The organism is Pseudomonas sp. LBUM1671, assembly GCF_059695685.1.
This window is the reverse complement of record NZ_CP166782.1, coordinates 5,965,327-5,978,085: the sequence shown is the minus strand read 5'-3', so window position 1 is coordinate 5,978,085 and position 12,759 is coordinate 5,965,327. Positions and strand designations below refer to the sequence as shown.

General features: G+C 60.2%; 12 protein-coding genes. 6 read left to right on the top strand and 6 right to left on the bottom strand.

Translation table 11 applies throughout. The features are described from left to right. Positions 1-132: 132 nt before the first annotated feature. On the bottom strand, positions 133-774 hold the full coding sequence (locus ACA060_RS27680; protein WP_497314356.1) for an HD domain-containing protein: 642 nt from the start codon (positions 772-774) through the stop codon (positions 133-135). Positions 775-1,142: 368 nt separating this feature from the next. On the opposite strand from ACA060_RS27680, the gene ACA060_RS27675 reads away from it, so the two are divergent. After that, positions 1,143-2,108, top strand: coding sequence for a GlxA family transcriptional regulator (locus ACA060_RS27675; protein ID WP_497314354.1), 966 nt, complete (start codon positions 1,143-1,145; stop codon positions 2,106-2,108). A gap of 127 nt (positions 2,109-2,235) precedes the next feature. On the opposite strand, the gene ACA060_RS27670 is transcribed toward ACA060_RS27675, so the two are convergent. Together ACA060_RS27670 and ACA060_RS27665 are read right to left on the bottom strand one after the other, a co-directional pair. Further along, the gene (locus ACA060_RS27670) at positions 2,236-4,647 is read right to left on the bottom strand and encodes a penicillin acylase family protein (RefSeq protein WP_497314352.1); all 2,412 of its coding nucleotides are present in this window, start codon (positions 4,645-4,647) and stop codon (positions 2,236-2,238) included. A 102-nt stretch (positions 4,648-4,749) separates the two neighbouring features. Next, positions 4,750-5,328 carry a DUF6436 domain-containing protein gene (locus ACA060_RS27665; RefSeq protein ID WP_497314350.1) on the bottom strand — a complete coding sequence of 193 codons (579 nt, stop codon included), beginning with the start codon at positions 5,326-5,328 and terminating at the stop codon, positions 4,750-4,752. A 97-nt stretch (positions 5,329-5,425) separates the two neighbouring features. Between ACA060_RS27665 and bipL the strand changes: the two genes are divergently transcribed. Then, on the top strand, positions 5,426-6,373 hold the full coding sequence (bipL, locus tag ACA060_RS27660) for a phospholipase BipL (protein ID WP_497314348.1): 948 nt from the start codon (positions 5,426-5,428) through the stop codon (positions 6,371-6,373). A gap of 130 nt (positions 6,374-6,503) precedes the next feature. Here bipL and ACA060_RS27655 read toward each other — a convergent pair whose 3' ends face one another. Further along, positions 6,504-7,256 carry a DUF2059 domain-containing protein gene (locus tag ACA060_RS27655; RefSeq protein ID WP_109635695.1) on the bottom strand — a complete coding sequence of 251 codons (753 nt, stop codon included), beginning with the start codon at positions 7,254-7,256 and terminating at the stop codon, positions 6,504-6,506. Between the two features lie 123 nt (positions 7,257-7,379). On the opposite strand from ACA060_RS27655, the gene ACA060_RS27650 reads away from it, so the two are divergent. Together ACA060_RS27650 and ACA060_RS27645 are read left to right on the top strand one after the other, a co-directional pair. Continuing rightward, positions 7,380-8,012 (top strand): 2OG-Fe(II) oxygenase, encoded by a 633-nt coding sequence (locus tag ACA060_RS27650; RefSeq protein ID WP_497314347.1) that lies wholly within the window; start codon positions 7,380-7,382, stop codon positions 8,010-8,012. Positions 8,013-8,014: 2 nt separating this feature from the next. Continuing rightward, entirely contained in the window at positions 8,015-8,500 is a 486-nt protein-coding gene (locus ACA060_RS27645; RefSeq protein ID WP_109635692.1) for a 2-thiouracil desulfurase family protein, read from the top strand. Between the two features lie 218 nt (positions 8,501-8,718). Here ACA060_RS27645 and ACA060_RS27640 read toward each other — a convergent pair whose 3' ends face one another. Continuing rightward, positions 8,719-9,306, bottom strand: coding sequence for a transporter substrate-binding domain-containing protein (locus tag ACA060_RS27640; protein ID WP_497314345.1), 588 nt, complete (start codon positions 9,304-9,306; stop codon positions 8,719-8,721). A 135-nt stretch (positions 9,307-9,441) separates the two neighbouring features. Between ACA060_RS27640 and ACA060_RS27635 the strand changes: the two genes are divergently transcribed. Next, positions 9,442-9,867, top strand: coding sequence for a DUF4399 domain-containing protein (locus tag ACA060_RS27635; protein WP_109635689.1), 426 nt, complete (start codon positions 9,442-9,444; stop codon positions 9,865-9,867). Between the two features lie 63 nt (positions 9,868-9,930). Here ACA060_RS27635 and serA read toward each other — a convergent pair whose 3' ends face one another. Then, complete coding sequence (serA, locus tag ACA060_RS27630; protein ID WP_109635687.1) at positions 9,931-11,160, bottom strand: phosphoglycerate dehydrogenase; 1,230 nt, start codon at positions 11,158-11,160, stop codon at positions 9,931-9,933. 200 nt (positions 11,161-11,360) lie between these two features. Between serA and ACA060_RS27625 the strand changes: the two genes are divergently transcribed. After that, complete coding sequence (locus ACA060_RS27625; protein WP_109635685.1) at positions 11,361-12,755, top strand: D-2-hydroxyglutarate dehydrogenase; 1,395 nt, start codon at positions 11,361-11,363, stop codon at positions 12,753-12,755. The last annotated feature ends 4 nt before the right edge of the window (positions 12,756-12,759 follow it).

Here is a 12,759-nt window from a genome sequence, read left to right as displayed (position 1 = left end):
GGGTTGATCACAACTCTGTGGTCAACCCACATCCCATGTGGGAGCGGACTTGCCCGCGATTGCGATCTCACATTCAACATCAATGTTGACTGTGATGACGCCATCGCGAGCAAGCCCGCTCCCACAGTCGTTTTAGGAAACCCAAGGGGATTTGCGGATGATCTCGACGAAGTTCATCGGCTTGAACCCTGGCTCGCTGTCCACCAGCACATCTGCGTTCACCGTGCCGAACGTGGTGTCCGGTTTGTGTTTGAAGCCATTGGCGAACGCGCACAGGATGCATTCCTTGAACCCTTCGCCCCGTGGATGCGCATGCACCACTGCCTCACGCTGCACGGTGGGGAATGCCGCGTAGTCGATACCCAGCACATCCATTTCCACACCGGCCGTGACCAGCGCCACGTTAGGCCGCAAGTGTTGCGGCACGCCTGGCGTGGTGTGCAGGGCGATCGACAGCCACACCTGTTCGATATCGCCATCCGACAAGCCATAAGGTTTGAGGAACGCTTTGGCGGCATTCGCGCTATCGACTTCGAAACGCTCGTCGTCGGTGCGATGACCTTCCACCAGGCCCAGGTCATGGAACATGGCGCCGACGTAGAGCATCTCCGGATCGTAGGCCAACTGCTTGCGTTCACCGCTCAGGGCGCCGAACAGAAACACCCGGCGCGAGTGGTGGTAAAGCAAGTCGGACTCGGCGTCACGGATGTATTCAGTGGTGGCCCGGGCCAACGCGCTGTCAGGGATTTTGATACCGGCAATGATGCTGCTCATGGTGCTTTCCTCGTGGGGAACGCCGTGGCGGCGCTGATGGAACAAGTCTGTTCCCGCCTCCAAAACCGGACAATCGATCCATGGCTGCGATCCCGGCCAATGAGCATGCATATCGCGCCAACCTCGCTTGTTGCGCCCGGATTGGCTAAGTTTGACGCAGGTAACCCGGGTTGTACGCATGCCCTGTAGCAGCTGCCGAGCCTGCGAGGCTGCGTTCGGCTGCGAAGCAGTCGTAAACCCTGTGTACTCGGTTCACCTGGATGACCGAGTTGCCTGATTTCACGACTGCTTCGCAGCCGAACGCAGCCTCGCAGGCTCGACAGCTGCTACAGGTCGTGTGATGGCTCACAATTGAGACGATTCCTGCCATGAGTAAAACCGTTGCCATCGTGGTGTTCGCCGGCGTCCAGTCGCTGGACGTCACCGGTCCCATGGATGTGTTTTCCGAAGCCAATCGGTTCCTCGAACCGCAAGACCATTACCGTTTGGAGGTCATCGGTGTCGAACGCGGGATGATGGCGTGCTCCAACGGTTTGTCACTCAATGCCCATCGGCATTTCAGTGAATCGCTGGAGGGCTATGACTTGCTGCTGGTGGCCGGCGGGCCGCAGTTGCCGTTCCTGGATTTTGGCGCGGCCTTCGATGCCTGGTTGCGTGGTGCCTGTGCGCGCTCGCAGCGGTTTGGCTCGATCTGTAACGGCGCGTTCATGCTCGCCCGGGCCGAGTTACTGGAAGGGCGCACGGTGACTACTCACTGGGGCGATGCCGCGGCGCTGGCCGTGTTGTGCCCGTCGACCCAGGTTGAAGCCGATCGCCTCTACGTTCAGGACGGCGAGCTCTTCACCTCGGCCGGTGTCACGGCGGGAATCGATCTGTCGTTGTACCTGCTGGCCCAGGACCACGGGCCGGAAGTGGCATTGAGCGTGGCCAAGCGGCTGGTGGTGTTCACCCAGCGCTCGGGCGGGCAATCGCAGTTCAGTCCATTCCTCACGCCCCACGCCGAACCGACGTCGGCGGTGGCGCTAGCGCAGCTTTACGTTCTGGCGAATCTGACCGGCGACTTGACCATTGCCGACTTGGCGAACGCAGCCAACATGAGCGCGCGCAACTTTTCCCGGGTGTTCGCCAAGGAAGCGAAAATCACCCCGGCGGAATTCGTCGAGCGGGCGAGGGTGGATGCGGCGCGGGTGCTGCTTGAAAGCACTCATTCGCCGCTCAAGACCGTGGCGTATCAGTGCGGGTTTCGCGATGCCCAGCATATGCGCACGGTGTTCAATCGCCGGCTGGGGGTGACGCCGCAGCAGTTCAGGCAGAACTTTGCGGCGATGGTTTGAGCCATGAATATGCGGTGTTCTTGCGGGCCTCATCGCTAGCAGGCTAGCTCCCACAATGGATCCGCGTGCACAGGACCACTGTGGGAGCTAGCCTGCTAGCGATGAGGCCAGTCCAGCCAATACAAATCTACTGAGCGTTGCGCACTGGCAAAAACTTCAACGTACTGCGCGTATTGGCCGTGACTTCTTCGTCATTGAAATGCGCCTCGTAGTAAATCCCTTCGACATACGCCTCAGCCTGATCGTCGTAGTGACTGTCGAACGGCACGCCACTCTGGCCGACCGGGTTGATGGTCAGGCTGTGGGCCGGGTCGGCAAAGTCCACCAGACGCCGTGTCGACGGGCCATACGTCACCGGCCACGGCGCCGGGCCGATCTTGGCCGAGAGGTTGTTCGGCACTTCATGGGTGCCGGGCGCCGCGAACGGGCCGACGTTGAAGATTCGGTCCAGCGGCTTCTGCATGCCCAATGGATGACCATGGGTCAGGGTGTGCGCCTTGCCCCACTGCCATTGCGCGAAGTCAGTGCCAAGGGTGGTCTTGAGATGAGCGAGGCTCGCTTGCCACGCCACCTTCACCGTGTCGGCGCGGGTTTCCTTGCCGAGGGTGTGGCGGTTGTCCCACCACGGCGAGTCAGCGGTCGCGGCCAGGCGTGGCAGCGCGGCGTCGATCACACGGGTCGAGAGCAGGGTTTCGAAAAAATCATTGCCCAGCTCATCGTGCATTGTCGCGTCGGCCAGGTTGAACAGGAACTGGTTGAACAGCGTGGCGCTGGTGGAATCCAGCGGGTAATCGCCTTTCCATTGTGCCAGTTGCTCGACCAGTTTCAGCTCGGCGGGATCGCTCACCACTTCACGCAGTACCGGCAACAGCGGCGCCAACAGACGCGGGCCGTAGGCGGTGGTGGTGCCCAGTTGCAGCTTCTGGTTGGCCTCGTTGTCCCACTTCACATTCTTGTCGCTGAGCTGGCGATTGAGTTGCTGGCCGCGATCGGCGAGGTTGTAGTAACCGGGAATCTCCATGCCGGTCGGCGAGACAGGCTGGAAGTTGGCCGAGACGATGTAGCCGCGCGCCGGGTTCTCTTCCTGCGGGTTGGCGCTGAACGGGTAGAAGCCTTCCTTGTCCGCCTGATTGGTGCTGCCGTCGAGGATGAAACCGGGCTTCACCCCGGCTGCGCGTTTGGGCAGCAGCGCCGAGGCCCACCAGCCGATGTCGCCCTTGGCGCTGGCGTAGACGATATTCAAGCCCGGCGCCTGAACCTTGGCCGCTGCGGCGCGGGCCTTGGCCAGGGTGTCGGCGCGATTGAGCTGATAGAAACCGTCGAGGATCGGGTTCGGCGTTTCAAGGAACGCCCACCACATGGCCACCGGTGTCTTGCCGGCGGCGGTGCCGAGTGCGTCGTTGATGATCGGGCCGTGGGGCGACTGACGCAGGGTCAACGTGACCGGCGCCTGGCCCTTCACCGCGATCTGTTGCTCGGTGTTGACCATGTCCACCCATTTGCCGCGATACCAGACCTGGTTCGGGTTGTCCGGGTTGACCTTCTCGGCAATCAGGTCGAGGTCGTCGTTCTGGAACATCGTCAGGCTCCAGCCGAAATCCAGGTTGTGGCCGAGAAAGGCAAACGGCACCAGCGCTTGATGGTGGCCGTAGAGCTCGAAGCCTGGCGCCGACAGTTGCGCCTCGTACCACACCGACGGCACCGAGAAACGAATGTGCGGGTCACCGGCCAGAAGCGGTTTGGCGCTTTTGCTGCGGTTACCGGAAATCACCCAGGCATTGCTGCCTTCGAATTGCGGCAGGCCGTTGTCGGCCAGGGCTTGTTCGCTGAGGCGGGCGAGAGCGTTCAGGTCTTTCCAGTCACCGGCGGCGAGGGCGGGGCCGGGTGTGGAGCGCGATTTGGCCAACACGCCTTTGGGCTGCCAGTCGAGTTCGAAGATGTTCAGGTACTCGGCACCCAGTTGATCGCGCACAAACGTCAGCAATGGTTCGGTGCGAAATGCGGCGGCGAAACTGTAAGCCATGTAACCGGCGACGCTGATGCTGTCTTCGGCGGTGAAAGGACGCTTGCGGATGCCCAGCACGTCGAACTCCATGGGCGCCGCGTGAGTGTCCTGATATTGATTGATGCCATCCAGATAGGCTTCCAGCGCCTTCCACGCCGGTGACTGACGATCCAGCGCGGCCACGTAGCTCTCGGCGCGTTCACGGATGCGCAAGCCGCGAAACAGTTTGTCGGTGTCGACCAGTTTCGGCCCGAGGATTTCCGCCAGCTCGCCCCGAGCGAGGCGGCGCATGGCTTCCATCTGGAACAAGCGGTCCTGGGCCTGCACGTAGCCGAGGGTGCGGTAGAGGTCGGTTTCGTTTTCGGCGCGGATATGCGGCACCCCGCGCTCGTCGTAACGCACGGTCACCGAACCCTGAAGATGCTGCAACTCCACCTGGCCCTGACGCGTCGGCTGCTTGATGTACACGTACCCGCCGACCCCGATGACGAGCGTGACGATCAGCAATACAAGTACGGTCAGGACGCGTTTCATGGTGACTCCTTGTTCTTCGGGATTGCCGCCCGTGCGGGCTGCAAACATGTAGCACAGACCTCCTGTGCCGGGCATCGCGGTCCTGGAAAAGTCAGGATTGCCTTACTTCACTTCCTCCGGCCAAGGGCAATAGCATCCGACCGCCAGCGTATGGGTGGCGCCCACCGCGCGACCTTCGCTGAGTGCTTGCAGAATCGGCTCGATGAAGCTGTTGTTCGAATTGCAGGTCAGGCCTTCGCTGTACGGGCCGAAATAGGCCAGTTTGCCGCTGCGGTCCCAGATCGCCACCGCCGGGCTGGCGGGGATCTGTTCGGAACCCGGGAGCACGGTGATGGTTTTCAGGCTGCTCAAGGTGTTGGGCAACTGTCCGTGGCTGCCAGGTTTTTGTACCGAGTAAAACTCCACACCCTGCGGTACGTAGTGCTCGACCAGTTCGGTCAGGTGTTGTTGATTGCCGACATTACACGGGCAGGCCGGGTCCCAGAAATGCACCAGGCGAATGGCGCCGGGGCCGGCGAGGTCGTCGGGCAGGCGCAGCGGGTCGCCGGAAAATACCGCGGTGTGCGAACTGAAGGCGCGCAGGTAGCGACCCTGAAACCAGTCATAAGCCGCCCACAAGACGCCGGCGCACACGAGGGCGAGCAGGCTGGCAAGCAGTGTGGTGCGGTAGGCCGGACGCATGGGTTTCAATCCTCGAAGGTCGGCTAGCTTGCCATGCTTGCCGCGACAGATGAATATCGCAGGCCCATAAAGTCTGTTTAGCGCTCTGGAATACTTCATGTCTGCCACTTTCGACCCCGATCATTTGCGAGCCAGCCTGCGGCCACTGGCCGAGTGGCAGCCGCTTTCGGTGGAAGCGCTGGCCTATCAGCGGTTCTACGGGCTGGATTTTCCAGGGCGAACGCAGCGCAGCGGGTTGGGGCGTTTCGAGGTTGATGGCTATGAAGTGGTCAGTCAGGTCTGGTGGCCCGAGCAGGCGAAGGCGACGTTGTTTCTGTTCCACGGCTTCTACGACCACACCGGGCTCTACCGGCATGTGATCGAGTGGGCGCTGGACCAAGGCTTCGCGGTGATTGCCTGCGACTTGCCGGGGCATGGTCTGTCCAGTGGCGAGCGGGCGAGCATCAAGGATTTCGCCGAGTATCAGCACACGCTGCAAGGGTTGCTTGCCGAGGCGCAGTCGCTGGACCTTCCGCAGCCGTGGCACCTGTGCGGGCAGAGTACCGGCGGCGCGATCGTGATCGATCACGTGCTCAACCAGGGCGCGAACAGTCCGGCCCAAGGCCAGGTAATTTTGCTGTCACCGTTGGTTCGACCACGCGCCTGGGGCTGGTCGCAGCTCAGTTATTACTTGCTCAAGCCTTTCGTGAAAGCCATCGCCCGGCGCTTCAGCGAGAACTCCAACGACCCGGACTTCTTGCCATTCCTGCAAGCCGATCCGTTGCAACCGCTGCGACTGCCAACGGCGTGGGTTGGAGCGTTGGCGCGGTGGATCAAGCGCATCGAGGCAGCGCCGAACAGCCCACGGCGACCGCTGATTGTGCAGGGGCAGGCGGACATGACGGTGGATTGGGAGCATAACCTTGAGGTGTTGAAGGCCAAGTTTGATCGGCCGCAGGTGTTGATGTTGCCGGAGGCGCGGCATCATTTGGCGAATGAGACTCTGGCGATGCGGGAGGAGTATTTCGGTTTTTTGAGCAAGCGAATTAAAGGCCGGAATCTTTAGCGATCTTCAGGGCCTCATCGCGGGCAAGCCCGCTCCCACAGGTTTTTGTGTTGAACACAAATTTGTGTTTTACACCCAGCCATTGTGGGAGCGAGCTTGCCAGCGATAGCGGTGTATCAGGCGCTAAAGATTACTGGCTGAGATTCGCCGGATCCTGCCCCACCGCCAACCCCGCCCGAATCGCCGCCAACGCCGCCTGGTAATACGCCTTGCCCTCGGTGGACTCGGCAAACGTGGCGAACTCTTCCAGTTCTTCATCCGACAAGTCGCGATAGACATACAGCAGCGTGTTGTTCAGATCAGCCCCGATCTGATCCATCAACCGCTGGCGCTGACCATTCAACATTCCCTGAGCCTGACCACCGCCGAGCAAACCCGGAATCATCGAACTCAGGCTATCGGCCGCGACGCCGGCAATCGCCAGGCTGACTTCCGCGCCAGCTTCGCGAGCGGGCAAGGCCTGGGCCAGGTGGCCGATGATCAGCATGCGGCTGTCGCTGGCTTGAATTTTCGGCAGACCCTTGGCGTTTTTCGCCAGCTGATCGCGACGGGTCGCCAGCAGTTCGGCGGCGACGATTTTCTTGCCTAGGGGCGATTGAAAAAAGGTCAGTGCGGGTTTCGGATCGGCGAGGCTTTTGCGCAGTTGCGCTTCGGCGCGCTGGTCCACGGCCTGGGGGGCGAAGCGTTGATTGCTGTTGTTCACCAAGGCTTGAAACACCGCTGGTGGCAGGCTGTTCTGGTAGCGCTGTTGGGCGGCTGAGAGGGCGTCGTTAAAATGCGCGCGCTGATCTGGCCAACCGGCGACCTTGTACAACTGGTCGTGGCCGTCTGCCCAAGCGGGCAACACACAGAGCATCAGCAGTGAAAAAAGCAAACGGCGCATAGGGACTCCTGTCAGCAGGCGACTATTCTCCGTGCGGCTTTCGTACTTGTCGAGAATTCGTATCAGTAATCCGACAAATCCTCCGCCGCGCGGCTCTGTCGGATTTGCAGGCACAGGAATACTATGCGCGCCATGCAAATATCCTCTGATCACCCGCTGCTGTTACGTATCGTCGACGACCTGGCCGAGCGCGGCTGGTCGCAGCAGAATATTTTCCTGCCTCTGGGTCTGACCCGGGAACTGGCGGCTGAGTGCCGTAAACGTGCAGCTGAGGGCGAACTGGCCCCGGCGGCTGTGGGGCGCGGGCCGACGTCGGAGATTCGCGAGGGGATTCGAGGCGACCATATCCAATGGATCGAGCCCGGCCAGGCGGTGGCGTGCGACAGTTACTTGGGTTTGATGGACAGTCTGCGCGAGGCGATGAATCGCGGGCTCTTCCTGGGCCTGGAAGATTTCGAAAGCCATTTCGCGCTGTACCCGCCCGGGGCGTTTTACCTCAAGCATGTCGATCGTTTTCGTGATGATGACCGGCGCATGGTCTCGGCAGTGATCTACCTCAACGACGCCTGGCTACCCGAGCACGGCGGTCAGTTGCGCATGTACCTGAAGGGCGGCGTCGAACACGATGTGGTGCCCACCGGCGGATGCCTGGTGGTGTTCCTGTCGGGCGAGGTGCCCCACGAAGTCCTGCCCGCGACCCGAGATCGCCTGTCATTGACGGGTTGGTTCCGCCGTCGTGGTAACGAGCCGTTCTGATCATGCAGAAAATTCTGGTAAGCCGCTGCCTGCTGGGCCACCGCGTGCGGTACGACGGCGGGGCGAGCGGGCCGTTCGATCAGCTGCAGCAGTGGCTTGATGAGGGGCGGGTGGTGCCGCTGTGCCCAGAGGTTGCCGGTGGTTTGCCGACACCCAGGGCCGCGGCGGAAATTCCGGGCGGGCAGGGCGGTGAAGTGCTGGATGGCCACGCCTCTGTGATCAACACCGAGGGAGAGGACGTGAGTGCCGAGTTTCTTTCGGGGGCCTATCAGGCGTTGGAACTGGTGCAAAAGCACGGCATCCGGATTGCGGTGCTCAAGGCTAATAGCCCGTCTTGCGGGAATTTGTTGACCTATGACGGGACGTTCAGTGGAGTGAAGGTGAGTGGCGAGGGAGTGACTGCGGCGTTGCTCAGGCGTCACGGCGTTCAGGTTTTCAGCGAACTGGAGATGGTTGAGGTGGCGGTGGCTTTGGGGGCTTTGGGCTGATCCAGAATCCATCCCCTCACCCTAACCCTCTCCCCAAGGGGCGAAGGGACTGACCGAGGGGTCAGACGCTATCCATCGACCTGAAAGATCGAGTCGATTATGGATTCAACACAAAGACTTTCAGGTCGCAAAATTTCTACAGATCCCCACGATCAGTCCCCTCGCCCCCTTGGGGAGAGGGCTAGGGTGAGGGCTGGATCTAGAGAGCGACAAAAATCTCAAGGTTTGGGCGCCACACTCGCATCCGCCCCAAACCATTTCTGCTCCAGTGCCCCCAGTCGCCCATCCGCCTTGATCCGCTTCAAAGCAGCTTCCAGGCTCGCTTGAAATGCCGGATTGCCTTTCTGAAACGGAATCGCCAGGTCCACAGCCGGGGCGGCTTTCGGCTTTTCTTCCGTCAGCGATTGCACCAGCAGGATCGAACGTGGCTCTTCTTCCTTCTGCGCGATCAATTGCGCATTGGTGTGAATGTAAGGCTCGGTGAAGTCGAAACGATCTTTCAGTTCCGGGGTCATTGCTATGTGGTTGATGGCGATGTCGTATTTACCGGTTTCAACACCGGGCAACAGATCATTGGAATCAGTGACGACAAAGTCGGCCCGCACATCCAGCTCATTGGCCAGCAGTTGGCCCAATTCGACTTCGAAACCGGTGAGTTTGCCGTCGTCCTTGAAATTGAAGGGCGGTGTATTAGCCTCAAGAGCAATTCGCAATTCGCCGCGGTCGAATACATCGTCAATCAGTTCGGCATGAGCCAAAGGGCTCAAAAGGGGTAGCAGGCAGATCAGGCCAGGCAAAAAACGCATGGTCACTCCTTTGAATTCATTATTGCGATGCGCTGGTTCAGGCTCGCTTTGCTATGGTTGTCGAGATCCTTCGACAACGAATGGCCGTGAAGTTGTCTCGGCCACGCGGATTTTACGGAAAAACTGGAGAAGAGAATGAAAACGTTTATGTCACGTGCTGCGTTGACTGGCCTGCTGATGGGCGTTTCGGTGCTGGCCAGTGCGGCTACACCGGCACCCAAGGGTGCTGAAGTGTCCATTGTTTCTCCTGAAGATGGTGGGACTGTCCCGCAAACTTTCAAAGTCAAATTCGCTGTTGAGAACGTTGCGTTGGCGCCAGCGGGCGATACCACCAAGAATACTGGTCACCACCATTTGCTGATTGATGCCAAGGATGTCGTGGCTGCAGGGGCAGTCATCCCGGCAGATGCCAATCACGTTCATTTCGGCAAGGCGCAAACCGAAACCGAGCTGACGCTGACACCTGGCAAGCACACCTTGCAGTTGGAGTTGGGCGACATGAATCATATGGCCTTCGATCCACCGATCGTCTCCGAGAAGATCACCGTCAACGTTAAGTAACGTTAGTAGCGCCCATGAAAAAGGAGCCCCGAAGGGCTCCTTTTTTTGTCGCTCACGTCACTGTCAGAACAACACGCGGCAACGAATGGTGCCGTTGATGTGCTGCAGCTTCTCTTGGGCAATTTCCGAGTAATCGGCGTCGACGTCGATCACCACGTAGCCGACTTTCTCGTTGGTCTGCAGGAACTGACCGGAGATGTTGATGCCGTTTTCGGCGAAGACCTTGTTGATCTCGCTCATCACACCCGGGATGTTCTCGTGGATGTGCAGCAGGCGGTGCTTGCCAGGGTGAGCCGGCAGGGCCACTTCCGGGAAGTTCACGGACGATACCGACGTACCGTTGTCGCTGTACTTGACCAGTTTCTCTGCCACTTCCAGGCCGATGTTGGCTTGCGCTTCAGCGGTGGAACCGCCGATGTGCGGGGTCAGGATCACGTTGTCCAGGCCACGCAGCGGGCTTTCGAACTCTTCGTCGTTGGAGCGAGGCTCCACCGGGAACACGTCGATGGCCGCGCCGATCAGGTGCTTGTCCTTGATCGCGTCCGCCAGAGCGTCCAGTTCGACCACGGTGCCGCGAGCCGCGTTGATCAGAATGCCGCCCTTCTTGATGGCGCGGATTTCCTTCTCGCCGATCATCCACTGGGTCGCCGCGGTTTCCGGAACGTGCAGGGTGACGATGTCGGACATGCCCAGCAGATCGTGCAGGTTGCCGACCTGAGTGGCGTTGCCCAGTGGCAGCTTGGTCACGGTGTCGTAGAAGTACACCTGCATGCCCAGGCCTTCCGCCAGGACCGACAATTGCGTACCGATCGAGCCGTAACCGACGATGCCCAGCTTCTTGCCGCGGATCTCGAAGGAGTTGGCCGCGCTCTTGATCCAGCCGCCACGGTGGCAGGAAGCGTTTTTCTCAGGAATGCCGCGCAGCAACAGGATCGCTTCGGCCAGCACCAGCTCGGCAACGGAGCGAGTGTTGGAGTACGGTGCGTTGAACACCGCGATGCCGCGTTCGCGAGCCGCGTTCAGGTCGACCTGGTTGGTGCCGATGCAGAAACAGCCGACAGCCACCAGTTTCTTCGCGTGATCGAAGATCTCTTCGGTCAGTTGAGTGCGAGAGCGAATGCCGATGAAGTGCGCATCAGCGATCTTTTCCTTCAGCTGGGCTTCCGGCAGAGAACCGGTGAGGTACTCGATGCTGGTGTAGCCCGCCGACTTGAGAACGTCGACAGCCGATTGGTGGACGCCTTCGAGAAGAAGGAACTTGATCTTGCTCTTATCGAGAGAAGTCTTGCTCATCTGCGTAAACCTGTATCCCGGAGAAAAATGGCAGGAAGCCAGCAGACGCTGACCCGGACGGCAAGAATGCCGTCGCCGCAGAAGGCCGTTGGGCACTATGCTGCGGGGTCGGTATGCTAGCATACGCACCCCGCTAAACACTCATTCCTGCGACGTGAAGCGTTCTCAGGATGACCATGAATTGTTCGAGAGTTCTGTCGATGACCAATCCTGCCCTGATTGATGAGCTGAAGACCCTGGTTGAGCCTGGCAAGGTGCTGACCGACGCCGACTCCCTGAATGCTTACGGCAAGGATTGGACCAAGCATTTCGCCCCAGCCCCGACCGCCATCGTGTTCCCCAAGACCACCGAGCAGGTCCAGGCCATTGTCCGTTGGGCCAATGAGCACAAGGTGGCGCTGGTACCGTCCGGGGGGCGTACCGGTCTTTCCGCCGCTGCCGTGGCCGCGAATGGCGAAGTGGTTGTCTCGTTCGACTACATGAACCAGATTCTCGAGGTGAACCTCACCGACCGCACGGCCGTGTGCCAGCCAGGTGTGGTCACCGAGCATTTGCAGAACGTCGCCGAAGAAAAAGGCTTGTACTACCCGGTGGACTTCGCATCGGCAGGTTCGAGCCAGATTGGCGGCAATATCGGCACCAATGCCGGCGGGATCAAGGTGATTCGCTACGGCATGACCCGCAACTGGGTGGCCGGCATGAAAGTCGTCACCGGCAAGGGCGATCTGCTGGAGCTGAACCGCGACCTGATCAAGAACGCCACCGGCTACGACCTGCGTCAGCTGTTCATCGGCGCTGAAGGCACACTCGGTTTTGTCGTCGAAGCGACCATGCGCCTCGACCGTGCCCCGAAAAACCTCACCGCGATGGTCCTCGGCACTGCCGATTTCGACTCGATCATGCCGGTGTTGCATGCGTTCCAGAGCAAACTCGACCTGACCGCTTTCGAATTCTTCTCCGACAAAGCCCTGGCCAAGGTCATGGCCCGCGGCGACGTGCCGGCGGCGTTTGAAACCGATTGCCCGTTCTATGCGCTGCTGGAATTCGAAGCGACCACTGAAGAAGTGGCCAACCACGCCCTGGAAACCTTCGAGCACTGCGTCGAGCAGGGCTGGGTGCTGGACGGCGTGATGAGCCAGAGCGAAACCCAGTTGCAAAACCTGTGGAAGCTGCGCGAGTACATCTCCGAAACCATTTCCCACTGGACGCCGTACAAGAACGACATTTCGGTCACCGTGTCGAAAGTCCCTGCGTTCCTGAAGGAAATCGACGCGATCGTCGGCGAACACTACCCGGACTTCGAAATCGTCTGGTTCGGCCACATCGGCGACGGCAACCTGCACTTGAACATCCTCAAGCCGGAAAATCTGAGCAAGGACGAGTTCTTTGCCAAGTGCGCGACCGTCAACAAGTGGGTGTTCGAAACCGTCGAGAAGTACAACGGCTCGATTTCCGCCGAACACGGCGTGGGCATGACCAAGCGTGATTACTTGACCTACAGCCGCTCGCCGGTTGAGATCGAGTACATGAAAGCGGTCAAAGCGGTGTTCGACCCGAACGGGATCATGAACCCGGGCAAAATCTTCGCTGTTTGACTTT